The organism is Mesorhizobium sp. 131-2-1, from assembly GCF_016756535.1.
Classification (GTDB): Bacteria; Pseudomonadota; Alphaproteobacteria; order Rhizobiales; family Rhizobiaceae; genus Mesorhizobium.
This window is the reverse complement of the sequence record NZ_AP023247.1, coordinates 6,427,934-6,451,563: the sequence shown is the minus strand read 5'-3', so window position 1 is coordinate 6,451,563 and position 23,630 is coordinate 6,427,934. Positions and strand designations below refer to the sequence as shown.

Annotated in this window: 19 protein-coding genes and 5 pseudogenes; 14 read left to right on the top strand and 10 right to left on the bottom strand. The window is 58.4% G+C overall.

Annotated features, from left to right (window positions below; genetic code table 11):
• Positions 1–330 precede the first annotated feature (330 nt).
• From JG743_RS31045 to JG743_RS31035, 3 genes are all read left to right on the top strand, one after another.
• On the top strand, positions 331–1,221 hold the full coding sequence (locus tag JG743_RS31045; protein WP_202296213.1) for an alpha/beta fold hydrolase: 891 nt from the start codon (positions 331–333) through the stop codon (positions 1,219–1,221).
• 185 nt (positions 1,222–1,406) lie between these two features.
• Positions 1,407–2,804, top strand: a complete 1,398-nt coding sequence (locus tag JG743_RS31040; RefSeq protein WP_202296211.1) for an MmgE/PrpD family protein — start codon at positions 1,407–1,409, stop codon at positions 2,802–2,804.
• Between the two features lie 333 nt (positions 2,805–3,137).
• A complete protein-coding gene (locus JG743_RS31035; RefSeq protein ID WP_202296209.1) occupies positions 3,138–4,727 on the top strand; it encodes an ABC transporter substrate-binding protein in 1,590 nt (529 codons plus the stop codon).
• A gap of 71 nt (positions 4,728–4,798) precedes the next feature.
• Here the strand turns inward: JG743_RS31035 and JG743_RS31030 are convergent, their stop codons facing one another.
• A complete protein-coding gene (locus JG743_RS31030) occupies positions 4,799–4,945 on the bottom strand; it encodes a hypothetical protein (protein ID WP_202296207.1) in 147 nt (48 codons plus the stop codon).
• A 5-nt stretch (positions 4,946–4,950) separates the two neighbouring features.
• On the opposite strand from JG743_RS31030, the pseudogene JG743_RS34410 reads away from it, so the two are divergent.
• From JG743_RS34410 to tnpB (JG743_RS31020), 3 genes and pseudogenes are all read left to right on the top strand, one after another.
• Positions 4,951–5,088: pseudogene (locus JG743_RS34410) on the top strand (IS110 family transposase); the annotation flags it as partial.
• Positions 5,089–5,135: 47 nt separating this feature from the next.
• The gene (tnpA, locus tag JG743_RS31025) at positions 5,136–5,573 is read left to right on the top strand and encodes an IS66-like element accessory protein TnpA (RefSeq protein ID WP_202296172.1); all 438 of its coding nucleotides are present in this window, start codon (positions 5,136–5,138) and stop codon (positions 5,571–5,573) included.
• A complete protein-coding gene (gene tnpB, locus JG743_RS31020; RefSeq protein WP_202296174.1) occupies positions 5,570–5,701 on the top strand; it encodes an IS66 family insertion sequence element accessory protein TnpB in 132 nt (43 codons plus the stop codon). The genes tnpA and tnpB (JG743_RS31020) overlap by 4 nt, the downstream gene beginning before the upstream one ends.
• A 76-nt stretch (positions 5,702–5,777) precedes the next feature.
• Here tnpB (JG743_RS31020) and JG743_RS31015 read toward each other — a convergent pair whose 3' ends face one another.
• From JG743_RS31015 to JG743_RS31005, 3 genes are read right to left on the bottom strand one after another with little or no spacing between them, the layout of a single operon-like run.
• Entirely contained in the window at positions 5,778–6,785 is a 1,008-nt protein-coding gene (locus JG743_RS31015) for a tyrosine-type recombinase/integrase (protein WP_202296181.1), read from the bottom strand.
• The gene (locus JG743_RS31010; protein WP_202296179.1) at positions 6,782–7,714 is read right to left on the bottom strand and encodes a tyrosine-type recombinase/integrase; all 933 of its coding nucleotides are present in this window, start codon (positions 7,712–7,714) and stop codon (positions 6,782–6,784) included. Before JG743_RS31010 ends, JG743_RS31015 begins: the two co-directional genes overlap by 4 nt.
• Positions 7,711–8,949, bottom strand: coding sequence for a site-specific integrase (locus tag JG743_RS31005; protein ID WP_202296176.1), 1,239 nt, complete (start codon positions 8,947–8,949; stop codon positions 7,711–7,713). Before JG743_RS31005 ends, JG743_RS31010 begins: the two co-directional genes overlap by 4 nt.
• A 180-nt stretch (positions 8,950–9,129) precedes the next feature.
• Between JG743_RS31005 and tnpB (JG743_RS34875) the strand changes: the two are divergent.
• Both tnpB (JG743_RS34875) and tnpC read left to right on the top strand, forming a co-directional pair.
• Positions 9,130–9,357: pseudogene (gene tnpB, locus JG743_RS34875) on the top strand (IS66 family insertion sequence element accessory protein TnpB); the annotation flags it as partial.
• 72 nt (positions 9,358–9,429) lie between these two features.
• Positions 9,430–10,731 (top strand): annotated as a pseudogene (tnpC, locus tag JG743_RS30995) (IS66 family transposase); the annotation flags it as partial.
• Positions 10,732–10,812: 81 nt separating this feature from the next.
• Here the strand turns inward: tnpC and JG743_RS30990 are convergent.
• Both JG743_RS30990 and JG743_RS30985 read right to left on the bottom strand, forming a co-directional pair.
• Positions 10,813–12,882 carry a recombinase family protein gene (locus JG743_RS30990; RefSeq protein WP_202296205.1) on the bottom strand — a complete coding sequence of 690 codons (2,070 nt, stop codon included), beginning with the start codon at positions 12,880–12,882 and terminating at the stop codon, positions 10,813–10,815.
• Entirely contained in the window at positions 12,869–13,051 is a 183-nt protein-coding gene (locus JG743_RS30985; RefSeq protein ID WP_202296203.1) for a hypothetical protein, read from the bottom strand. Before JG743_RS30985 ends, JG743_RS30990 begins: the two co-directional genes overlap by 14 nt.
• Before the next feature lie 309 nt (positions 13,052–13,360).
• Between JG743_RS30985 and JG743_RS30980 the strand changes: the two genes are divergently transcribed.
• Positions 13,361–13,594 carry a transposase domain-containing protein gene (locus JG743_RS30980; protein ID WP_244672998.1) on the top strand — a complete coding sequence of 78 codons (234 nt, stop codon included), beginning with the start codon at positions 13,361–13,363 and terminating at the stop codon, positions 13,592–13,594.
• On the top strand, positions 13,546–14,193 hold the full coding sequence (locus JG743_RS30975) for a UPF0149 family protein (RefSeq protein WP_244672996.1): 648 nt from the start codon (positions 13,546–13,548) through the stop codon (positions 14,191–14,193). The genes JG743_RS30980 and JG743_RS30975 overlap by 49 nt, the downstream gene beginning before the upstream one ends.
• A 256-nt stretch (positions 14,194–14,449) precedes the next feature.
• Here JG743_RS30975 and JG743_RS30970 read toward each other — a convergent pair.
• Positions 14,450–14,576: pseudogene (locus JG743_RS30970) on the bottom strand (IS630 family transposase); the annotation flags it as partial.
• Between the two features lie 54 nt (positions 14,577–14,630).
• Here JG743_RS30970 and JG743_RS30965 point away from each other — a divergent pair.
• Positions 14,631–14,768: pseudogene (locus JG743_RS30965) on the top strand (peptidogalycan biosysnthesis protein); the annotation flags it as partial.
• A 323-nt stretch (positions 14,769–15,091) separates the two neighbouring features.
• On the opposite strand, the gene JG743_RS34870 reads toward JG743_RS30965, so the two are convergent.
• The 3 genes from JG743_RS34870 to JG743_RS30945 all read right to left on the bottom strand — a co-directional run bounded on the left by JG743_RS34870 (position 15,092) and on the right by JG743_RS30945 (position 18,165).
• Positions 15,092–15,667, bottom strand: a complete 576-nt coding sequence (locus JG743_RS34870) for an SDR family NAD(P)-dependent oxidoreductase (RefSeq protein WP_446720474.1) — start codon at positions 15,665–15,667, stop codon at positions 15,092–15,094.
• A 132-nt stretch (positions 15,668–15,799) separates the two neighbouring features.
• Positions 15,800–16,942, bottom strand: coding sequence for a M20 family metallopeptidase (locus JG743_RS30950; RefSeq protein ID WP_202296197.1), 1,143 nt, complete (start codon positions 16,940–16,942; stop codon positions 15,800–15,802).
• Between the two features lie 32 nt (positions 16,943–16,974).
• Positions 16,975–18,165 (bottom strand): aminotransferase class V-fold PLP-dependent enzyme, encoded by a 1,191-nt coding sequence (locus tag JG743_RS30945; protein WP_244672997.1) that lies wholly within the window; start codon positions 18,163–18,165, stop codon positions 16,975–16,977.
• Positions 18,166–18,835: 670 nt separating this feature from the next.
• On the opposite strand from JG743_RS30945, the gene JG743_RS30940 reads away from it, so the two are divergent.
• From JG743_RS30940 to ehuB, 3 genes are all read left to right on the top strand, one after another.
• Complete coding sequence (locus JG743_RS30940) at positions 18,836–20,014, top strand: M24 family metallopeptidase (protein WP_202296193.1); 1,179 nt, start codon at positions 18,836–18,838, stop codon at positions 20,012–20,014.
• A gap of 331 nt (positions 20,015–20,345) precedes the next feature.
• Positions 20,346–21,791, top strand: coding sequence for an aldehyde dehydrogenase family protein (locus JG743_RS30935; protein ID WP_342215525.1), 1,446 nt, complete (start codon positions 20,346–20,348; stop codon positions 21,789–21,791).
• Between the two features lie 627 nt (positions 21,792–22,418).
• Positions 22,419–23,303, top strand: a complete 885-nt coding sequence (gene ehuB / locus JG743_RS30930) for an ectoine/hydroxyectoine ABC transporter substrate-binding protein EhuB (RefSeq protein ID WP_202296191.1) — start codon at positions 22,419–22,421, stop codon at positions 23,301–23,303.
• Positions 23,304–23,630: the final 327 nt, after the last annotated feature.

Sequence of the window (23,630 nt, the reverse complement as noted above, 5' to 3'; positions counted from 1 at the left end):
CACCCTCGCCGCTCGCCCCATAGCATCTACTTTCTTGAAAGTCGCGATGCTGGACGTACGCAATCACGCCGTACCCCTCAGCGAATTATCAGAATGCTGGGCCAAAACTACCAGTATGACGGAGCCATAATGTAGTCCCTGCCCTCCCAGTTTGTCCTGTGCAGCACAGGGACTGTGCCCGAAAGGCGCCAAAAACGCCGGTTTCCAGCGCGATAAAGGAGAACTTTGCGCAGCACCGCGAGATGGGGCTTGCTAGAGTTCGGTGGTCGCCGCCACGGGGGTAGTCTCCGTACTGCAGGGCTTGCGACTGGTCTCACCCCAAGGAAAAAGATGATCTCAGAACGCAGCATTTCAGTGGGTGGAATCGGGACTTCATACTACGAGAGCGGAACAGGCGAGCCTATCGTATTCCTGCACGGTGCGGGCTTCGGTGCAGACGGAAAGAGTTCCTTTTTGCGGCAGCTCAATGACCTATCCGATCAGTTCAGGGTTATCGCGGTAGATCAACTGCAGTGCGGCGGGACCGATTATCCCGCAGATCAAAAATTCGTAAACCGCCTTGGTCGTGTAGACCACGTGATTGGCTTCATCGAAGCGCTGGGGTTGAAGCAGATCACCCTCGTCGGTCATTCAGAAGGGTCATTCGTCGCGGCGCGGGTCGCGATCCTGCGTCCGGATCTTGTCTCGAGGCTTGTGTTGCTGACAGCGAGTTCAGTTTCTCCGGACTATGGGGACGATCGCGACGAAACTTGGTGGAAGGCATATACGGAAGCTTACGACAATTCCAGCCAGATGCCGAGCGAAGAGGAATACGTCGCCGCCTGGCGAAAGAGCACGCGCGCCTATGGACAGGATGTGGAAGAAGCTAAAAGAGAGGCCTATCGGCGGGCTGCGGCGCGCGGGCAATACGAGATTCTCCAGAACCTGCCCGAAGAAGAAAACAATCTCCGTCTGTACGTTGTGCTGCAGCAAACATATGTGTTCCCGTATCTGGATCGACTTCGGGCCGAGACATTGATCATTTGGTCCAGGAACGACTCCACAGTGCCGCCTGACCGCGGTGTAAAGTTGGCAAAGCTGATGAAGAATTCGGATTTCCACCTGCTGAACAATGCAGGACATGACGTCCAGGTCGACCAGAGTGAAGCTGTGAACAGCCTCATCCGGCACTGGACTGCCAGATCACCAACCAGCGGAAAATATCAACCGTTCGAGCCCTAGGTGGCTACGCGCAAATAACGCACAGCTGCCCCAACTGTCTTCCAAGGAAGAGGCGTGCAGAACAACTCCTGCAATCAATCAAAGCTGATTGGGCAAGGCATTCCATGGCAATTTAGCACGCGGAGGGGCGGGGCTGTCCTCACATTTTTTCAGAAGCTTACTAATTAAGGGCGGGAGGTTTGGCGATGGATTTGACGGCGCAAATCATTAGGCACATTGTTGATTCGCGCGCAGAGACAATACCTACGGAGTCGATTGAACGCGCGAAACTCTCCGTTCTCGACACGCTTGCCAGTGCGATCGGGGGATCGGACGATCCGATCGCGCATTTCGCTCGTAGGCTGGGCAGCTTGTCCGGTGGCAAGGCAGAATGCACCGTCTGGGTTTCTGGAGAAAAGCTTCCGGCCTGCATGGCAGCCCTTGTCAATGCCAGCACGGCTAGAGCCATCGACTTTGATGATACCTACGAGCTTTGTATCAACGGCTGCCACGCCAGCGCTTACAATGTGCCGCCGGCGCTGGCGCTCGCGGAACGCGATCCTTCTATTGCTGGAAGCGAATTGCTGGTCGCATTAGCTACGGCTATGGATTTGCACATGCGTCTTGCGCGGAGCGTGACGACCCATTCATTGAAAACCGGCCGCGACAATATTGTTGCGGTGTGGGGCACAACTGCAGTTAGCGCAAAACTGCTGCGGCTCGATGAAGAGAAAACCCGAAATGCATTCGGCATTGCGTACGCCCACGCCGCCGGGGAAGTACAGATGTATGAGGAAGGCTCGCATACTGTGTCCCTGCAACAAGGATTGCGGGCGCGTTCGGGGGTGGAATCGGCCCTGTCGGCTATGGTGGGTTTCAACGGTCCTCGAGAGCCGTTCTTTGGTAAGTATGGCTTCTACAGAGCCTTCGAACCTAGCTACGACGTTGACTTGCTTATGGAGAAACTTGGTCAGGACTATGTGAATACTGAGATCAGCTTCAAAGCTTGGCCGGCTTGCAGGGCTATGCATCCGGGGATCGATGGCCTGAAGCAATTGCGCGATAAGTATGGCTTCAAGGGAGAGGATATAATCTCACTTGAGCTTGGGGTGAACCGTCTCGTCGCTGAAAGTTATGTGGTACAGCCGCGCGACCAAAAGTGGCACCCGAAGGACCCGGTCGTCGCGCGCTTCAGCCTGCCCTACGTCATCTCTGTCGCGGCACAGCGCGGCAGAGTAGGAATTAGCGATTTTCGTCCGGAAGCATTTGAGGATGAGGCTGTGCGCCGGATAATGGCTGTAACGAAGATTGAAGTTGATCCAGAGATCGATCGTACTCACGGTCTGCATCAAAATTCGCCGACAGCAGTTACCGTGAAGCTGAGGGGCGGCGCAGAACATTCCATTCGGATTGACAAGCCATTCGGCCATCCGGACAATCCGGCTTCGTTCGTCGATGGCATGCGTAAACTCAAAGCTTGCGCCGAAACGTCCATGTTGCCGTTCTCCGATTCACAGCTCGGGTTGATTGGGGAATTCGTCGAGGACCTTGATAAGCGGCCCACGCTGGCACCCCTATTCAAGCTGCTTGTTGGCGGTAAATAGTCAGGAATTGCGAAAACAACGCGGGGTCTCGACCGCGCCAGCTGCGCGCGTGTGGTAATCGAGTTGCTCGCCGACGAAGCCAAGCGCGCGGCCTCAGCCGCGTGGTCTTCGCTGGCTCGACGTTAGGGAGCGACGGTCACGCGTTTGAACTCTGGCCAGTCGATCCACACCCACAAGGGTCAATCTTGCGCGTATGACCGCCAAAAACGCCGATTTCCTGCGCTGTAAGAAGGACAATTCGTTCCACGCGGCACATTGGTGCTGGTATCGATGCTCAAAATAGAGCCGCCTTGTCCGATCTCATGGGAACGCGTCTGAAGAGAGGAGCATCCAATGTCGCAGGAACTTCACTACCTCAGCCGCCACGTCGCTGCCGGCCGACTGAGCCGGCGTGAATTTCTCGGTCGCGCGACGGCACTCGGCGTGAGCGCCACCTTCGCCAACTCGCTTCTTGCCGGTGCTGTGAATGCGCAGGTCCCGCAAAAGGGTGGCATTCTGAAGGCCGGCCTTCAGGGTGGTCAGGCGACTGACACTCTCGACCCGGCGTTCTTCCCCGGCGCGTGCCCGATCGCCTTCAGCAAATGCTGGGGTGAGCTGCTGATGGAACTGACCCCGGACGGCGGCGTTGAAAACCGCCTCGCCGAGGAAATCGGCTCGTCCAAAGACGCCAAGACTTGGACGATGAAGATTCGGAAGGGAGTCGAGTTCCACAACGGCAAGACCGTCACCGCGGATGATGTGGTGGCGACGCTCGAGCGGCACTCGGATTCCAGGTCAAAATCGGGCGCTCTGGGCGTGCTGGGGAGTATTGACACGCTCAAGGCAAATGGCGACGAGGTCATCGTCACCCTGAAGGGCGGTAACGCTGACTTCCCTTATCTGATGACCGATTATCATCTCGTCATCCAACCGAACGGGGGCAAGGACAATCCGGCTGGCGGTATCGGAGCAGGGCCCTACAAGATTAAGGTGAATGAGCCGGGCGTACGGCACGGGGGCGAACGGTTCAAGAATTTCTGGCAGGGCGAAAAGCGTGGCCACGCCGATCAGATCGAGATCACCGTCATCAACGACGCCACGGCGCGTATTTCGGCCCTGCGAAGCGACCAGGTCCACATGATCGACCGGGTAGAGCCGAAGGTCGTTGACCTGGTCAATCGTATCCCCGGCGTGACCGTCCAGAACGTTTCGGGGCGCGGCTATTATTGCTTCAACATGTTCTGTGACACGCCCCCCTTCGATAACAACGATCTCCGGATGGCGCTCAAGCTCGCCATCGACCGCGAGCAGATGCTCACCCAAATCCTGCGCGGCTATGGCTCAGTGGCCAACGATTTTCCAATCAACGCTTCGTACCCGCTGTTTTCTGACGATATCGAGCAGCGCATCTTTGAACCGGACAAAGCCAAGTTTCACTATCGGAAGTCGGGCCATAGCGGACCGCTCCTGCTGCGCACCTCTGACGTCGCCTTCCCCGGTGCCGTCGATGCCGCCCAACTCTATCAGCAGAGCTGCGCCAAGGCCGGAATTACCATCGAGGTCAAGCGCGAGCCGAGCGACGGCTACTGGTCGGAAGTCTGGTTAAAGCAGCCATTCGCCGCCACCTTCTGGACTGGTCGCGCGACGCAGGACCAAGCGTACTCCGTCGCGTATTTGTCGACGGCCGCTTGGAATGACACGCGCTTCGTCAAAGAGAAATTCGACAAGCTTCTCATTGAGGCGAGGGCCGAACTCGATCAGGGCAAGCGCAAAAACCTTTATCGCGAGATGGCAATGATCGTTCGCGACGAGGGCGGCTTAATCGCGCCATTCTTTAACCAGTTCATCGATGCGACGAGGCCGGGCGTGAAAGGGTTCGTCAAGCATCCAGCGCGGGATATGAGCAACGCCTCCGCCTTAACTGTATGCTGGCTCGAATCCTGACGGCGAGACTTCCGGCTCGATCCTGCTTGCCTAACGTGACGCGGTGGGCAACAAGTATCGGATGTTCGACATCAGGAGCCCATAAAGCGGCCGACATGGCGCATCGGCCGGTTGTTCAGGTCCTCGAGCAGTTCGGCGATCGCCGCGTTGAGCTCGGCGATCGAGAAGAAGGATCGATTCCTCAGCCGCGCCAGAATCCAGCGCTCGACGAGCAGCACCGCGCCTAGCCGTTAAGAGCGAGGCCAAACAGGCCTCCTCCGTGATCTTCCGAACCCGGGATATTCTGATCGGCCAGCGTACTCAACTCATCAACGCGATCCGCGGCCATCTTTCTGAGTACGGTCTCATCGCGCCGCAGGGGCCCTTCCATGGTAAGCGATAGGCCGATGAACATGGAGCTTTCGCGCCATGACATTGGAACATGCAAGGGGCGATTTGGTCGCCGAGTTAAGCGATGCCGCGGCGGCGGAAGACCGTGCCACAGGGATTGGGCGCGCGCGGCAACGACGGCTGTGGAGTTGCACAGAGAAGCGCGCGTTGGTCGACCTGGCGAGCGCGGCGGGGTCGTCGGTGACCGAGGTCGCGCAGGCGTTCGGCGTAGCGCCGTCACAGCTCTATGCCTGGCGCAAGCAGATGGGCGGCGGCGAGCTCGATGCCGATCAGGCGATGGCGACCTTCGCGCGCATCGAGGTGAGCGATCTGCCCGGTGTCGAACGGCCCGTCGCCGATTGCCCGGACCCGGCCGGCAGGATCGTCGTGGCCTTTCCGAGCGGTGCGCGATTGCGGATCGACGGGACCGTCGATCCGAATGCGCTGCGCATCGTCCTGGCGGAGTTGACCAGGTGATCACGGTGGTGCCGACCGACCGGATTTACTTGTGCTGCGGCGCGACCGATATGCGCCGCGGAATCGACAGCCTGGCGCGGATGGTGCAGCAGGTCCTCGCGCTCGACCCGCACTTATGCATCGGGTGAGATTTTGTGGCGGAGCCGTCCTAGCGCCAGCCGGGGTCTGCCAAATCTGTCGTGCTCCGCCACATAATGTTTTAGCTTAGATGCTGTCCAGCAGTTGCAGAACGGCATCGGTGGGCCGGAAGCGCGCCCCGTAATTGCCCTCGATGCCCGCCTTTTCGAGTCCGTTGCGCATCATCTCGACATCCGCAGCGGCATAGCGGTGGGTGGTGGCGACCTGTGCGTGGCCGAGCCAGGCTTGAATCGTCAAGAGATCCACGCCGGACTGGAGAAGCTTCATGGCGAGGGAGTGTCGAAAAATGTGCGGTGATATGGGCTTTTCAGCCAAGTCCGGCCTTACGGCCACGGCCTTGGCCGCTGCTCGTCGTACGATGTGGGTAGCCCCGAAGCGCGTCAGGCGCTCATTGTGGGCGCCGACAAAGATCGGTCGTGGTTCGTGGTTGGCGATACCGCGCTCGCGCAACACGGCCGCCAGCGCTCTCGCCAGATCCTGAGGAACGGGGATGACGCGATCTCTGCGCCCCTTACCGTGCAACAGCACCTGCGAACGCGGGCGTTCCAACTGAAGGTCGTCAGCATCGACACTGATGGCTTCGGAGACGCGCGCGCCGGTCCGCGCGAGGAACAGCAGAAACGCGCGGTCGCGCCGGCCACGGGGCGTCCTCTGATCGGGCGCCCCAATGATTGCGTCCACTTCTGCGCTGGTGAGGTGGCGCGTCACCTCAATGTGTGCCCGTTTTGTGGGAATGGTCAAAACGCGTTGCGCGACACCAAAGGACGCCGGGTCGGCCGCTGCCACATGGTGGAAGAAAGATCGTATCGCAGCTAGTCGGGCATTGCGCGTGGCGACGGTGTTGTTCCGCTTCTCCTCGAGTTCGTCGAGAAAGGCGAGAATGAGGTCTCGATCGAGATCTTCAAGCACCAACGCCGCCGGCCTCTTCCGCAACCTGGCGGCGGCGAAGAGGATCAGCATGCGCAAGGCGTCGCGATAGCTCGCGACAGTCGCGGGAGTGGCGTTGCGCTGCTTGGTCAAGCGCCGGCGAAAGTAGGATTCCAGGAGCGGCGCTAGGAGCATATGTTCGCTCATGCTGCACCTCCATCGAGGAAAGCGCGATCCGCCGCAATGGCGAGAAGATCCGCCGAACCCGTGAGGTAGTAAGCTGTATCGCTGTAGCTGGCGTGGCCGAGATATGTGGCGAGCAACGGGAGCAACGCCTGAACGTCTGCACGCTGTTGATGCCAGAAGCTGAGACGGGTCACGGCGAACCGGTGCCTGAGATCGTGCGGCCTTAAGGGCTTACCGCCATCAAGGCCGGCGAGCTTGCGGACCTCGGCAAAACCGTTTTGCAGGCCGGTCGCTGAGAGGCGGTTGCCACGAGAGCTGAGGAAGAAGCCCTGGTCCTTGGGCGTGGGAAAAGCGGCGTCACGATCACGTGCGTAGTGGCGAAGGGCAGCCTGGGTCGTCGTGTGAACTGGAACGAGACGGTCCTTGCGGAACTTCGTCTTCCGAACCAGAAGAACCCCGCTGGTCAGATCGACGTCGGAACGATCAAGTCTGACCGCTTCGCCAGATCGCAGTCCCGAACTTGCCAACAATCCGATCAGCGTTGCCATCGTCCGCCCCCTGAGTGGGATGCCTGGCGAAATGCGCGCACATGCGTCGATGAGCGACGCCAACTCTGACTCGCTGAGGATGCGCGGCGGCGGAATTGCCCTGGATCTGGGAAAGACTCTGCGCTCCAAGGCCTCGGTTTGGGCGTCATAGATGGTGAGATACTCGTAGAATCGGCGGAGCACGCCGTGACGAGTGGTGCGGCTGTTGGCGGCGCCACCGAACGACAGGACGAAGTCCAGCGCCATCGTCCGGGTGGCGGGCGCAACGAACTGAGCGTGTTCAACGTAGCGGACGAAAGCCCGCAAGGTGGCGGCTTGTTTGCTGAAAGAGTAGCCGAGCGAGTGGCGCAGTTCGATGTAACGCTCGGCCTTCTCGCCGAGGAATTGGGTAAAGACGGTCATACCGCGCCTCCCGGAAACGGGAGTGCGACCTCGGCGAGTTGTGAGGCCGCAACCTTCACGTACAGCGCCGTTGTATTGATACTCCGGTGTCCAAGAAGATCGGCGATCTCGTTGATTGGCCTTCGCTGCCTGACGAGCTGGGTGGCAAGGCTGTGGCGCAGGAGATGCGCACCTGCGACCCGCCCGAGTTCGACCCCGCCATGCCGCAACCGCTTCCGCACGATCCTCGAAACAGGCGATGCGCACGTGAACGGTCCCAGCGGCGGCTTGAAGGACAGGAACAGATACGGACTGTCCACCTTCGGTCGAGCGCGCAGGATGTAATCGGCGAGTGCGGCGCCGGTCTCCTCGAGGAGTGGCACCACCCGATCACGTTTGCCCTTGGTGCGCCGGACAAAAACCTCGCCGGTACGCCAGTCGATATCCTTCAGCCGAATGGCGCGTAACTCGCCGTTGCGAATGCCCGTGGTGGCGAGCAGCAGCAGGACGGCTCGATCGCGGATGTCGACCGGTGTCGTTGCGCCGATCGCATCGATCGCCTGCCGAACGTCATCCCATGCAAGGCGCGGCGGCAAATGTGCTAAACGCCAAGAGGGCGTCCTTGGGACAAGGCAGGCGAGATCTTGGCGATGGTGGCCAGCCCAATACAAAAACCGAAGAAATGTTCGAATGTGAGAAGTCGCTGCCGTGCGGCTGCTGGAGGTCGCCGATAGCGACAGCCGATGTTCGGCAGCAGCGAGGACGTGCTCAGCCGTCAACATCTCCAGGTTTTGCCGAGGATGGTGGTGGTGGAACCAATCCAGAAAGCGGCGGCCGCCCAGAAGAACGCCTTCGAGGGTCTTCGGCTCCAGGCCCCGTACCCTACGCAGATAGTCCGAAAAGGAGGCCAGAAGCGGGGCGTCCGGATCATCCTCTTTATTTGGAACGGAAACAATGAACCGCTCCGGAGCCACTCGCCGTGCGTGTCCCAGCGCCGACACTGCCCCAATGCGCGGAGAATCCGTAGTAAACGTACGCAAATAGCTATCGACGACATCTTGAAGGATCGGCATCGGACCAGAGCGCGTCGCGGCAAACTGGCTAAAGTGCGCAATCCGGCTCAGATAACACTTGGCCGATGCTCGCTTGTAACCAAGCGTGAAGAAATGCTCCGCGAGGCGATCCATCTCGCCGCCGAGCGCACCGCTACGCAGGCGCTTGAGTACCCCACGATACGAAAAATAGAAGTCGAGCATATTGCCCCTCCGGCATTGCGACGCAGGGGGATCCCGCGTCCGTCAGAGAGGCATGAAATATTATGTGGCGGAGGAAGCCAGATTTGGCAGACCCCGGCTGGCGCCAGGACGGCTCCGCCACAAAATCTCACCCGATGCATAAATGCGGTTAGGTGGCGCGCCACCTAACCGCATACCGGCGCGATCTTCTGCTTCCGTGGACGCAAGGGTCATATCATCAAGATTTTGGCGCATGACGACCAGGGGTTCTGCCTTTTTACAAAACGGCTTTCCGATGGTTGTTTCGCCTGGCCGACCACCAAGGATCAGGTGACCGTGTCGCTCACTAAGGCACAGCTTTCGCTGCTTCTGGACGGGATCGACTGGCGCCGGCCGAACAAGATTTATCGACCGCGTCTGGCCGGCTAAATTCGGTCGTTTCTTATTGATTTTGTGCCGATTTTACTTTCGTAACAGAGGTCTTTCGGGTATGTAATTTGGGTGTCGGAACAAGCTCCCTCAACCGCTGATTTCTTCGCCCGGATCGCGCTTCTGGAGGCGGCCGTTTCTGCCCGTGACACCACCATCGCCGAACGCGATGAGCAGTTGCGAAGAGAGCGCGCCGAGGCCGCGCTTCGCATCCAGCGCCTGCAACTGCAGATCGATCGCTTCAACCGCAAAACCTTCGGCCGCTCGTCCGAGAAGCTGGGCCAGATGCTGCTCGAGCTCGAAGATCTCGAGACCGATGTAGCTGCCGGCGTGCCCGATATCGAGCCGCCCATCGTCGCTGACACCGACAAGGTCCGGGTGTTGCCGGTGCGCAAGCTCAACCCCAACCTGCCGCGCAAGCGCATTGTTCGCGAGCCGTCTTGCGCATGCTGCCCGGGCTGCGGCGGCGATCTGCGCGCCATGGGCGAAGATAGCGACGAGATGCTCGATCTGGTCGCCCAAGCCTGGCAGGTGATGGAGACCGTTCGACCCAAGTACAGCTGCCGGACCTGCGATAAAATCATCCAGGCGCCGGCACCAGCCAAGGCCATTGCACGCGGCAAGCTCAGCTATGCCGCACTTGCCCATATCATGATGGCCAAGTGGGGTTATTATCTGCCCTACTACCGTCAGGTACAGATGATGGCCGCCAAGGGCGTCGATATCGAGCGATCCACGCTTGCGCGTAGCGCCGGCTACGCCGCCGCCTTGCTCGATCCGATCTACAACCGCATCCGTGAGATCGGCCGTACCCGCAGCAAGATTCACACCGACGACACGCGGCTTCCGATCCTGGCGCCCGGCACTGGCAAGACGCACAAGGGCGCGCTCTGGGTCTACGTCGCCGACGACCGCAACTCGGGTTCGAAGGAGCCGCCGATCGCCTGGTATCGCGCCACCATGGGCCGCGCCGGCGAGAGCGTGATGAGCGAGCTCGCCGGATTTGCTGGCACCCTCCAGGCCGACGGATTCAGCGGCTACAATCAGCTCTACAAGGGCGGCGCCATTCGAGAAGCTGCCTGCCTGGCCCATCTGCGTCGCAAGATATTCGACGTTCACGACAGCCAGCCGACCGAGCTCAGCACGACGGCGATGGCCGGTATCCAGGCGATCTACCGGATCGAGGAAGAGATACGGGGGCTGCCGCCCGCCGAGCGATTGGCCGCACGACGAAGGCGAACCCGACCACTGGTCCGCGCGCTGCGACGACAGCTCATGCGCCAGGGCAAGGGTTTGTCGCGCCATGCCGATATCGCGAAGGCCTTCGCCTATGGCACCAAGCGATGGCGAGCGTTCAATCGCTTCCTCTACGATGGCCAACTCGAGCCCGACAACCTCATCGCGGAGCGGGCCATTCGTGGATTTACGATGCCTGATTCATTATGCTGCTCCTCTTCAAATGGCGGAAAACAGGGATTTCTGGTCTCGGTCGGTGACGCGACACGGGCCCTTGCGCGAGATCGCGGCTTTGACGGCGGGCTTTTCGAGGTCTGCTGCGCGGATTTGATGGGGCGCGCCGGGCATGATTTGCTCAGTGGGCAAGAGCCCGGCTTCGACGACACGCCGGATTTTATGGTTGGTGACGCCGAATTTGGTCGCGGCTTCGGACATGGTGAGCCATTCTCCGTCAGTATTGCCGGCAGACCGGTAGCCGTCGATCTTGTGCACCCGGCGCAACGAGCTGACGCGATGCCCTGTCCAGGTCTTTCCCTGACCAGTCCGCATTCCCATGCGGTTGAGCGTGGCGGCGACATCTGCGTCGGACCAGCGCGTCGCCATCGATCGGATGATGGCCATCGCCTCCTCGGGCGTGCTTTTGGTGTGCTCGCCGGACTTTGGCTTGCGAATGTGAACCTGCGAATGCTGTCCGCCCTGCCAGTGTATAGTGAGTTCGACCTGTCTCGCATCATCGTCCACCGTGACGACGATATCCTTGATCAGCGCGCGCAGAAGCCGATGCCGAAAACGCATGTCGACATCGGAAGCGTCCCATGCAGCCCTGAGATCCTGAGCCAGGCCGGCAAAATCGGGGATGGCGGCGTCATCGCGGACTTGCCGATTGTTGAGCCGGGCTTCGCAGGCCTCGACACGGCGAAGCGTCGCCTCCCAGCTCTTCTCAAGCTGAGCGGCTATGAGCCTATTGTCGGGGTCGCAGGCCGCATAGCGCCGCTCGGCAAGCGAGGCTTCGTAGCGGGCCTGCTGCAAATCCAGTTCAAGCATCTGCCTTCTCTGCGCTTCGCCTTCGAGATGCATGCGCTCCGCCTCCAATGCTGCTTCTATCGCCATGGGCGCCACGGCGCGCAAAACCTCCTGCGAGACAGCAGCGTCAGCTCGACCGCCATTGGCGGTCATGCATCGGGGTCGCGCCAGCATGAGGTTCGAACGGTCGCAACGGTAGATATGATAACCGATGCGACGGCCGACATAAACGACGCACAGGCGCCGACCGCAATGACCGCAGGTGAGCATGCCGGCCAGAAGAGCCCTTCCGCCTCGACCGGATTTTACACCGCCGCCCTTGCCGTAGGTGTTGGCGGCGAGCAGCTTCTGATTCCGCTCATACTCGTCCCAGCGGACATAGCCTTCATGATGCTCCCTGAGCATAACCGCCCAATCCTCAAGGGATTTACGGTGGCCATAGCTCTTGCGAACGCGGCCATCGACGATCTCGGTCCGCTTCTGGGTTTTGCCGTACACATAGACCCCCGCATAGAAAGGGTTCTTCAATACGCTGATGACGTTGCGATAGCGGATCGGAACCCACTCGAAGGAGACCATCATTTTGCCGTCAGATGGGCGCGGAAAATGCATGCCTTCGGCATTGAGCGAGATCAGCACTTGGCGGGCGCTACCGATCTCGCGGAACCGCGCGAATATAAGCCTGATGGCTTCCTGGACCCGAATATCAGGGTCGAATCCCAGGCCGTAATCGCGGTGCCAGATGTAGCCGATCGGCACGCTTATCCGCAGTTCGCCCCGCTGGGCCTTCTGCCGCGCGGCCTCGTACATCCGCGCCCGAATGACAGAAAGCTCGAACTCGCTGATGTTGCCCTTCATGCCGAGCAACAGCCGGTCGTTCGGCTTGGCAGGATCATAAATGCCATCGATATCGATCACGCGCGCATCGACCTGACCGCAAAGCTCCAGCAGCCTGTGCCAGTCCGGACCATTGCGCGACAACCGAGAGGCCTCAAGACACAATATTGCGCCGACATGACCGGTGCACAGATCGTCGACGAGCCGCTCGAAACCCGGGCGCTCGACGGCGCCGCTCGCGCTGCGCCCCAGATCCTCGTCGATCACCTCGACATTGTGGAACCCCCAACGCCGCGCAACGTCGACCAGCTCATATTGCCGGCGTTGACTCTCAAGGTTTGTATGAACCTGTTGGGCCGTCGACTGTCTGACGTAGACGACGGCCTTGCGCTTCAGGAGTGCCGTGGGAAGAAGATTACCGCCCGTCATCGGTCATCTCCTTCTCCGCGACACCTGCGGCCGCCATCAGCAGATTGGCGAGGCTCGCGACCGCGACTGCGCGTTGCGCTCTCGTCAGCCCGTCCAGGGCTCGGGAGTCGAGTGGCATGATCAACTGCCGCAGTGCTGGCAGCCGGCTTGGCGGGGGCAATGTCTTCATCGATAACCTCCTGAGCGTTCGAACCGCTCGCAAGGCCCTTACGAAACCCCCGATGGATCAAGAGATTGTGAAGGTCAGTCAGCGCATCCACAGTTACCTGAGGGCTGCCCAAGCTAAACGCTTCGCAAACGTCGCGATCCAACATCCATGCGGGAACGACAATGACTTCGCCATGGCGCACGACAATGTGCGCGACTCTGCCGTTCGCCCGCTCCTCGGTATACTCGCATCGAACGGTCCGCTCGAAATACGGATGCCATCGATACCAAACGACAACCTCGCGCCCGACATGGGCAGAATGTCTGCGAGATGGCGGTCGGCAGGCGCAATTGGCTTTTCTCGGGCAGCTTCGCAGCGGCCGAGCGGTCAGCGGTCGTGCTCAGCATCATAGAGACTTGCAAGCTCTGCGGCGTCGATGCCGAGGCCTACATGGCCGACGTCACCGAGCGCATCCAGAATGATTGGCCAGCCTCGCGATGGGACGAACTGATGCCATGGAACTGGGTGCGCCGCGAAGAGATGCCGCTCCCCTTGGCGGCATGAGCGCGCTCGATGACATGGCGCTGTCGGACGAGGCGCTCGAGGTCTGGATGGCCGTCAAGACCAACCCCCGCCCGCTGGTGCAGACCATATCGGCGCTGGATGGCTTCGTAACGGCGTCGGTCACCGGGCCTCGCTACCGGGACCCGCAAGACTGGATGTGCCCGCTCATGGGGTTGCCGCGGAACGTCCTGGCCAAAGGGTCTGCAACCGATCACGCCGTGTTTGCCAGCGTCGCCAGGATCCACAACCGGATCAACGAGACGCTCTTCGACAGACCGCAGGATTATGCGCCCCGCTTCACCAGCACGCCCAGCGGCGGCATCGACCCCCGGCCGTGGTGCCAAGGGTTCTACGCAGCCATGAATCTCAACATCAAACGCTGGAAACGGCTACTCGACCTCGACAACCCCAACCACGGCCTGCTGCTGCCGATCCTGATCTACTGCGTCGACAAAAAGGACAGGCCCGTCCTCGGTAAGCCCAGGCCGGGGCCCGACACCGCGCACTTCATCGAGCACGAGGCGTACAAAGACATCGCCCTCGTCATCCCCGCCCTGCGCGAACTCCACTACGTCACCCGCTATGACGATCGGGAGTGATCGGCGCCGGCGCGCCGACCAATAAGCGACTTAACCATCAAGACGATTTCGGGAAAGGTGCCTTGGCGCAACGCTTACGAACCAGGCGCATGAGGAGCGCTTCGAGCGCGTTCCAGTGATGTGGACCTGATCCTCAAACTCCCATACGGGCCCGCGGCAATGAAAGCCGCAAGAGAGGCCGAACACATGGCAGCACCCGATCACGCGCAGTAGCCTTTACCAAAGATTCTTCTTGCACCACCGGGGGCGTCCACACATGGCCATGCGGCACGCCGGCCCGGCAGCGCTCGCCGCGCGGCGCTCTCCCACGCAGGCGGGCCATCTTTGTGGAGAGAGGCCGTCTCATCGATGAACACAAGCTTCGCCGGATCGAGGTCGAGCTGGCGGGAAGGACCCATTTGCGGCTGCCGGTGTCCAATGTAGAAGGCGAAGAAGCCCCCTATCTCAACCGCCAATTCTTCTCGCTGATCGGCGAGCGCATGGCCGACGACATCCTGCTGGTGATGGCGAAGCGCAACGGCCGCTACATTGCCGGCGCGATCAACTTCATCGGTTCCGACGCGCTCTATGGCCGCCCTGGCGCCGCTTCAGGATATCGGGGCTATCCTGCTCCAGTGCGTGCGCGGACCTTTTTTGAATGTCTATCCGTGGCGGCGACGCCCAGCGCTCAGGGCGTCGGACGCGGCGAGGGATGTACCAACGTCCACCTGCAGCTATGTCACAAGGCGGCTGCCTCCTCCATCAATCACTATTGTCGTGCCATTCAGGTATCTTGCTCGGTCACCGACGATGAATCCAACCAGCTCCGCGAGTTCGTCGGCAGTTCCAATCCGCCCCAAGGGATTGGTATTGGCCACACGTTCGATAGCGGCATCTCGATTGAGGCCTTCGTCGACCATCAACGCCTCAATTCTTTTGTGAACTCTGCCTGTGTCAAAATAACAGGCGCGACAACGTTCACGCGAACACCACTTCCCGAAAGTGTGTCTGCGAGGTGCTTAGCTAATACTGCTATTCCGGCACGCATGACGTTCGATAGGAGTAGGTGACCTGTCACCTCGTGCACGCCTGCCGAGGAAACATAGACGATATCACCCCCACGACCAGACGCTTTCATTGCAGCGGCTGCCGCTCGCGACACCCTTACAGCACTCATGAGAAGCGTCTCGTAGGAATGATCCCAATCATCGTCGTTTAGGTCTTCGAGAGTTCCGTACGGCATATGACCAGAATTTACGACGAGGCAATCAATGCTCCCGAGGAGTTCCAAAGTGCGTTGCAACAACATGTCGACATCCGCTCGCTGAGCTAAGTCTGCAATTATGCCATGAGCGCCAGCGCATCCCTCAATTTTCTGTAGATCACCTACAGCTCTGTCTAATGACGCCTTGTCACGACCACAAATAACAACTTCCGAGCGGTTTTTAGCTAGTCGTTTGGCGATGGCCAAGCCAAGACCCTTGCTACTGGCCATTACCAGAACTTTTCGACCATGATCATTCATAGCGATGATCTCTTCCCGATTGAGAGTGGTCGAGCCGGACCATGGGCCTCTCTCTCACTACGTGACAAGCATCCTTGCTAATCTCAATTTGCGGTTCCAAAACTAGTAGCTGAGCATTATGCGTCTATATATTTCAACGGACCTTTCAAGTTGATCCAACTCAATGAACTCATTATTTGTGTGAGCGCGATCAATGCTTCCTGGCCCGAGCACGATGCACGGGATGCCGGCCAATGATAGCTGACTAGCATCCGTGCCGTACGGCACTCCAATGTACTTGCCCGTCCCGGCAACTTCGGCACACGCCTGCGCTGCCACGGAAGCTATCTTGCTTGACTCGGCACTGTCCGGAGCAGGATCTTCAAGCGCGGGCAGTAATGATCGGACGTTGATGTCTTCGTGATCCCGCAAACCTTGCAGTATGTTCTCCACTTCTGCCAACGCCTGCTCCGGTCGCTCTCCTGGAACGAGACGTCGATCCACCCAGATGCGGCACGATGGAGGAACCGTCGTCAATTCCAGGCCACCCTCGATAAGACTTACCGTCAAAGTTGGAGGACTAACCAAAGGCTGGGTGCGGGAAGCGAGGTTCTCTCCGTGTTCGTTGAGCGCCAAGATGACCTTTGCCATGCCTGAGATTGCATTGACTCCGAGATGCGGCTTCGAAGTGTGAGCAGGGACACCCTGAACGTCGATTTGCCAGCGGACCGACCCTTTGTGGGCGACTACAAGCTCAAGCTCGGTTGGTTCACCAACAACCGCGGCATCATACGACTTGCCGGAGAGAGCGATGGCGCGAGCGCCGATCTTGCGGTACTCTTCATCGATGCTGGCGGCAACGACAATTGTGGCATTCGGCTGACGCTCCCCTAAGGTACTCAGGGCGATCATCATTGCAGAGAGGGAACCCTTTGTGTCGCAACTTCCCCTACCGTAGAGTCGATTATCCTTCAATTCGGGAGAAAATGGATCGGAAGCCCAATTATCAGTGGGCACCGTGTCCATATGGGCCACAAAAAGAAGCCGCCGACTAGGGTCTTTGCCTGAGATCCAGGTCAAGAAATTCGAGCGGCCGTCGACAACGTGCTGGAGTTCATAAGGCAGGTTTCGGTCCCGGCAAAACCTTTCAAGATATTCGGCGACCCGCTGTTCTCCGCTGCCCCTGGGCGAAAGCGAAGGGTTTACGCTTTCAATTTTGACAAGGTCTTGAAGAAGCGCGACGGTATCTGCGCTTGGCGATGACATAAATTCTCCTATGGGCTTGTGATCTGGCGCAGCTACTTCGACCATTTCTTGACTATATCGACAACTTCGTCGACTTCCTCCTCGCTGTTGTAAAGATGGAGCGAGAACCGAAGGAGTCCTCGTCGCGTTGATGCAACGACCTTGTTTTCCGCAAGATAACTGTGCAGCGACGGTATGTAGGCGGCTATTTCTTGCGCTCCGCCGAGTGCAGCCATGTCGCCCACCGCCACAATACTCCCAGTGTGCTCGCCAGGAGGCCCGCCACAGACAGGCAGTCCGGTTTGTAGCAGTCCTGAAGCCAGTCGAGTTGCCAAAGATGTCACGTGCTTGTCGATTGCTTCTGTTCCGATCTCCAGCAGTTGTCCCAAGGATGCGTGGGCGGCAATCATGCCTGGGAAATTGTAATGCCCGATGTCAAAACGAGGCGCCCCAGCCCGCAGCTTGGCGGCGTTGAGAATGGGAGCCGATTCTGGTGCGTTCCCGAGATCGACGCTGAAGCGAGCGAGGTAGGCTGGCTTTAGCTGATCTGCCCACTCCCGGCGGCAGTAGAGAAATCCCGATCCGTAGAGGCCCATCAATCCCTTCACAGTCGAGACGGCCAAACCATCTACTCCCAACCGGTTGACATCGGTATGGAGTATTCCGACCGACTGAGTCCCATCCGCCAAGAGGAAGGCGCCATGACGCCTGCACGCCTCCGCGACAGGTTGCGAGACTGTCCGAAAACCAGGAACCATCGTTGCAGTTGAAAGCGCCACAACGCGAGTCCTGGAATCAAGCGCATTGACAATCGCATCTACGGGAATCGCACCATTATCCGGCTCCACTAATTTGAGATCAACATTATGTAGAGCTTTCACTTGGAGCCATGGCAGGATGTTGTTTGCATGCTCAAGTTGAGGGCATAAGATAACGCTGTCGCCGGGTCGCCAGTCAATCGCGTTGGCGATTATGTTGATCCCCTCTGACGCGTTCTTTGTGATAGCAATTTCATCTTTATCTGCACCAACAAATCGAGCAAATCGGGCGCGTGTCTTCTCGATGTCCGCCAACTGGCTAAGCTCATCGTTTATCCCGTGCAATCTGTTTTTCAGATGCTCCTCGAAAGATCTGCGGGTAGTTAGAGAGATCAATCCTTGATTGGCAACATCCATGTAAATAAAGTTTTGGATGGCCGGAAAATCTTCACGGATGCGGTTTAATGGAAGCACACTGCCGTTCATAGTCATAGAGCTCGTCAATTACGGTTTACATTTGTCCAAACGCCCCGGACAGACGTCCAAGCGCCAACGCGGCTGGCGGCAGCGGGGAACTGCCTTCGTCTCTGTAGGAATCATCATATCCGTTAGACTGTGGGAAATTCCCCCTATTTCTCGCCCATGTTGAGGATTTTCTGCATAGATGCGAATTGCATGCAGACTTTCGAGCCGGGAGGGAGCAGCCAATCGTGCGCGCAGGCACTTTGCATCGGGAGGCCCGCGCCCTCAGCGCCTCGAGACAGTGGACGCGACGTCAGCGGTGACGGCAGCCGCATTCTTACCCGATCACAAGCTTGCCATCTCAACTGGCAGAACACTCCGACGGACGGCACGCGCGCCGAGGCTGCCGGAAGTGAAGTGATCTAAGCCGGCGAGGGTCCCAGGCTCCCGACGCGGGCACAACCTCCGCGCAGATTTCGCCCGACCCGCCGCCGTTTTCTAGACATTTGGATTGTTGGAGGCGGCTGCCGATGCAACAGCAATGTCGACGAGGACGGAGGCTTTTGAGCAATCAAGGCCAACTCAACGCAGGTTTCCTGCGCAATCTCGGAAACGACGGCAACGTTGTGCGCAGATCAGATGCTACAATACGCCGTCCAGCGCGTGGCGCGCCTCTTTCTTTCGAAGGGCTCCTATGAAAGTTTCCGGCATAGACACGATAAAGGTAGAAAAAGACCTGGCTTTTACTATCCAGGAGTATCAAAGAAGGCTCAAGACGGTCCGCGAAGGCATTGCAGCGCGGGATCTGGACATCCTCGTGGTGACCGTCCCCGAAAACATGCTTTACTTAAGCGGTTACAACACGCTCGGTTATGCCTCCGCCCAGTATCTGCTTATCCCGCTGCAAGGGGAGCCCCTCCATATCACCCGTGGCATTGAAGAGGTGAATGTCCGGGCCTATTCGTGGATAGATAACAGTACCAGCTACATGGACCACGAGGCCCCGCTCGAGCTGCTCGCGGAAACGCTGCGAAACCTGGGTTTTGCCAAGGCGAAGGTGGGGTTCGAGGAAAAGTCTTGGTTCTTCTCGATCGCTGATTACGAAGCGCTCAAGACCCTTCTCCCTGACGTCCGTTTCGAAGATGGCTCGATGATTGTCGAGGCGGTCCGCGTCGTCAAATCCGATGCCGAAATAGACTATATCCGGCAGGCAGCGCGGATTGCCGAGGCCGGCATCGAAGCGGGCATCAACCAGATAAGGGCCGGCGTGAACGAGAATGAAATCGCCGCCGAAATCCAGCGCGTGGTCACGCTCCAGGGAAGTGAATACCCCGGCTACCCGCCGTTTGTGACTTCGGGCGTGCGCACGAGCTATGCGCATGGCACGTGGTCGGGCCGGCAGATTCAGCCGGGTGATCCTGTCTTCCTCGAACTGTCCGGCACTGTTCGACGCTATAGCGCCGCGATCATGCGGGCTTCCGTGGTCAGTCCATCCAACCGTGAACTCGAGAAAATGGAGGACGTGTCACGAAGGGCGCTGGAAAACATGCTCGACGGCATACATCCCGATCGCCCCCTCGGTGAGGTGTGGACCATCTGGTCGCAGACCGTCAATGCTGGAGGCTATGAAGGCCGCTTCAAGCGTACGGGGTATTCCATCGGCATCAGCTACCCGCCGGATTGGGGCGAAGGGCACATCCTGTCGTTTAAGCGAGGGGAAACGCGGATCCTCAAGCCCAATATGGTCTTCCATATCCCCTCTATGGTCAAGGCTTTCGGCTTTGCGGACGTCGGCACCAGCGAGACTGTTCGCGTGACCGAAACTGGCTGCGAGATCTTGACGAACTACAAACGTCAGCTTTACGTTCGCTAAAACACACGCAGGCTTCTGACCGATGATGCCGGGCTAGGCCAATCGAGAACAAACTTTGGGGTGTTCCGATTGCGGCCGGCTCGCTGCCAAGCCAGTAGACGCAATATTAACGTACCGGCAAACGCTGCTTCGTCCAAGACAGCAGCTTGGCGAACGCGGGCATGATCCCATTAGGTCCTTATGTGGATCAAGGCTCGCGCAGCGTTCTCTGCAACAAGTGGGTCGTTGAACCCTAGCATTGTTATAGACCCCGTTAAGAAACTGCTAGGATAGATGGCAGATGCCTCAAATTAATCGCACTTGTGAACGATTTCTTATTGGACAATTCTAGGTGAATCTGGAGAAGCTCGTGCAACACGAGTCGAAGCATTATGTAAACGGCACTTGGGTCACACCAATAGACCCGGTCCTCTTGCCGGTCGTAAACCCGTCGACCGAAGAGACATTCACGTGGGTTACCGGCGGAGGTGTACAGGACGTCAACCGGGCGGTAGCGGCTGCCCGCGCTGCATTTCCAATCTACTCGGCTTGGTCGGTTTTTGACCGAGCCGCGTTGTTGGAGAGGATGCTCACGGAATATCAACGACGCAGGAACGATATAGCGGACACTCTTTGTCGTGAGATGGGAGCACCGCTCGAAATTGCTCGCGAATGGCACGATGCATCCGCAGAGATCGTGAGGACGATCGAAATTCTGAAAAGCTATAGCTTCTACGAGACAGTCGGTTCAGATAGCATTTTGCGTGAGCCGATCGGTGTTGTCGGTATGATAACGCCTTGGAACTGGCCCGTTGGACAAATTATTACCAAAGTCGCGCCAGCCCTTGCTGCAGGTTGCACCATGGTCCTTAAGCCTTCCGAGATGACACCTCTCTGCGCCATTATTTTCACCGAAGCCCTGGAAGCAGCTGGAGTGCCGCCGGGCGTCTTCAACATGGTTCAGGGACAGGGAGCAGTTGTTGGTGAAGCCCTTTCGTCTCATGCGGATGTAGACATGATATCCTTTACCGGATCAACAAGAGCGGGGATACGCATCGCGCAAACCGCTGCGTCGACTGTCAAACGGGTAACTCAGGAGCTCGGCGGTAAGTCAGCAAACATTATTCTACCCGATGCAAATTTGAAATGGGCCGTATCGACCGGGGTTCACCGGGTAATGCACAACAGCGGGCAGGCTTGCAGTGCTCCAACAAGAATGCTTGTTCCGGCAAGCCTACATGATCAGGCAAAAGCGATAGCGAAAGAAAGTGCGGAAAGCCTGGTGGTAGGAGACGTTCACTCACCTCAAACCGCTATTGGTCCTGTTGCCACCAAAGCCCAGTTTGAAAAGGTACAGGAGCTGATCAAAATAGGGATCGAAGAAGGAGCTGAATTGGTTGCCGGCGGGCTTGGTAGGCCCAACGGCATCAAGAAAGGATATTTCGTCAAGCCAACCGTATTTGCTGGCGCAAGTAACACAATGACCATCGCCCGTGAAGAAATTTTCGGGCCCGTACTAACAATTATACCCTATCAAGATGAAGATGAGGCCGTACAAATTGCGAACGATACTGTTTATGGGCTCGCAGCCTACGTGGCGTCTTCACACATGGATGAAGCTAAAAAATTAGCTTCCCGCTTACGCGCCGGAATGGTGCACATAAACTATCCAATACGCGATGCTGCTCGGCCGTTTGGCGGTTACAAGCAATCGGGCAATGGTCGCGAGAATGGCAAGTTCGGTTTGGAGGAATATCTCGAAGTCAAGGCAGTTCTGGGTTCGAACAACGTTGGCTAGACTAAGACTAGATAGAACTAAGTTCACATGGCGGATCCACAAGGCGGCCTCAGCCCGAATGCTCTCGAACTTTCCAGATTGCTTCTGTAGCCAAGCCACGGAGTGCCCAATTTCAGAATTTTCCGGTGTTGATTTCTCTGTAAGCGCCCCTTTTAACTTCGCTGAGCTGCGAAGGCGATGACACTGCCGCCATGAATCTGGGGGGGTTGGTTTGCAGTCGCACCCAAGTCCAGACTTCAAAGTTTTGCAGTCATCGATGCGGTAGCAAACCGTCTCGAGGAGAGCGTGGTGCTGCTGCGCCGTCGCTGGCCGGCGGAGCCGAAGAGGCGGATTCTGGAGGAGACACTGGCGCCGGGCGCCCCGCCATATAATGTTTCATGCCTCTCTGACGGACGACGGACGCCGGATCCCCCTGCGCCGCAATGCCGGAGGGCAATATTCCGACGTTCGCCCTCAGCTCGCAAGGCGGCTCTCAGGGAGTCCTGACCGGAGGGATAACTCGTCGCGGTTGAATCGGGAGACACGCAGTTTTCCTGCACATTTCCAGCTCAGTTCGCTTGAAACGAACAACCCGCAGCTGGCATATTCCGACCGTAATAATAATGAAAATCCACGGAGATTTCTTTCATGGGAACCAGAGAGCTTCACAACAAAATCACTTGGACGCCCAGGCTGGCAATTCAACGGCGCATCGCTGCGCTTGGCATTGCGGTGGCTTCTATTGCCGCGGCTGCGTGTTCGGCGCACGCGGAGTCGCTCCTTGATAAGATCAAGAAGGGCGAGACCGTCCGTATCGGCTTTTCTAATGAAATCCCGTGGGCGTACCCCGGAGAAAACAACGCGCCTCTTGGCTTTGTCAATGCGATGACAATCGACCTCCTTAAAAAGCTCGGCACGACGAAAATCGAGCCCGTCGTAGCGGAATGGGGCTCGCTAATTCCCGGGCTCCAAGCTGGGCGCTACGACATCATTACCGGCGGCATGTATATCACTCCTGAACGATGCCGCAACGTTCTATTCACCGAGCCCCTCGGCAATTTCAGCGATGCATTGCTTGTGGCAAAGGGGAATCCAAAAGGTATTCATTCCTTGACCGACATCCTCGACAAGGGCCTAACGTTGGCAGCTGTCGCGGGATCAGTCTATGTCAAGCAGGCGAAACAAGCTGGGATTGCTGACGACAAGCTTATGCAGGTTGCTGGGGATCCCGAAGTGGTGCAGTCCATCAAGGCAGGTCGCGCAGACGCGGGAACCGGTGCCTACTTTACGTCCAAGCGACTTGTTGACAACGATAAAAGCATACAGATGGCTGAGCCTTTTAATGCGCCCGAAGGCAAAGTATATCCAGGACTTGTTCTATCGCCAGACCAACAAGCCGATGTCGATGCTTTGAATGCGGTGATGAAGACTTACCTCGGCAGCGAAGAAATGCTGGCCTCAGTCGGAAAGTACGGCTACACAAAGTCTAACCTGCCGGATGGAACAAAGACTGCCGACCTTTGCAAGCGGTAGGCAAGATTTGGTAGATGGACGTGGTTGACAATCATTCCGCCTACCAAACCTGGGTTCGTTTAAGCGGTCGGCCGACCTGATTTTGCGCGGGTACTTTCATGAAAGCGTCCACACCTCGAAACGTAGAGAAGCAAGCGATTTCTGAAGGGTTGGTCGTGATGTGCGTTTTGGTCGTGTCTCGCGACGTGGTGGCGCTCGGCTTGGCGAAGCCGCTCGGCCAGCGCGCCCTCAACAGCGGCGTAGCGAGCGAGTGGCGCAGCGGTGGTCATCGATGTTCTTCCGTTCGGGTCGGGTTGCTGGCACCAACCTGATTCAAAGGAACCACCG

Coding starts and splice junctions, on each gene's coding strand:
- JG743_RS31045 (WP_202296213.1), top strand. CDS start 331: ATGATCTCAGAACGCAGCATTTCAGTGGGTGGAATCGGGACTTCATAC.
- JG743_RS31040 (WP_202296211.1), top strand. CDS start 1,407: ATGGATTTGACGGCGCAAATCATTAGGCACATTGTTGATTCGCGCGCA.
- JG743_RS31035 (WP_202296209.1), top strand. CDS start 3,138: ATGTCGCAGGAACTTCACTACCTCAGCCGCCACGTCGCTGCCGGCCGA.
- tnpA (WP_202296172.1), top strand. CDS start 5,136: ATGACATTGGAACATGCAAGGGGCGATTTGGTCGCCGAGTTAAGCGAT.
- JG743_RS31015 (WP_202296181.1), bottom strand. CDS start 6,785: ATGAGCGAACATATGCTCCTAGCGCCGCTCCTGGAATCCTACTTTCGC.
- JG743_RS31010 (WP_202296179.1), bottom strand. CDS start 7,714: ATGACCGTCTTTACCCAATTCCTCGGCGAGAAGGCCGAGCGTTACATC.
- JG743_RS31005 (WP_202296176.1), bottom strand. CDS start 8,949: ATGCTCGACTTCTATTTTTCGTATCGTGGGGTACTCAAGCGCCTGCGT.
- JG743_RS30990 (WP_202296205.1), bottom strand. CDS start 12,882: ATGACGGGCGGTAATCTTCTTCCCACGGCACTCCTGAAGCGCAAGGCC.
- JG743_RS30985 (WP_202296203.1), bottom strand. CDS start 13,051: ATGAAGACATTGCCCCCGCCAAGCCGGCTGCCAGCACTGCGGCAGTTG.
- JG743_RS30980 (WP_244672998.1), top strand. CDS start 13,361: ATGGCGGTCGGCAGGCGCAATTGGCTTTTCTCGGGCAGCTTCGCAGCG.
- JG743_RS30975 (WP_244672996.1), top strand. CDS start 13,546: ATGGAACTGGGTGCGCCGCGAAGAGATGCCGCTCCCCTTGGCGGCATG.
- JG743_RS34870 (WP_446720474.1), bottom strand. CDS start 15,667: ATGGCCAGTAGCAAGGGTCTTGGCTTGGCCATCGCCAAACGACTAGCT.
- JG743_RS30950 (WP_202296197.1), bottom strand. CDS start 16,942: ATGTCATCGCCAAGCGCAGATACCGTCGCGCTTCTTCAAGACCTTGTC.
- JG743_RS30945 (WP_244672997.1), bottom strand. CDS start 18,165: ATGAACGGCAGTGTGCTTCCATTAAACCGCATCCGTGAAGATTTTCCG.
- JG743_RS30940 (WP_202296193.1), top strand. CDS start 18,836: ATGAAAGTTTCCGGCATAGACACGATAAAGGTAGAAAAAGACCTGGCT.
- ehuB (WP_202296191.1), top strand. CDS start 22,419: ATGGGAACCAGAGAGCTTCACAACAAAATCACTTGGACGCCCAGGCTG.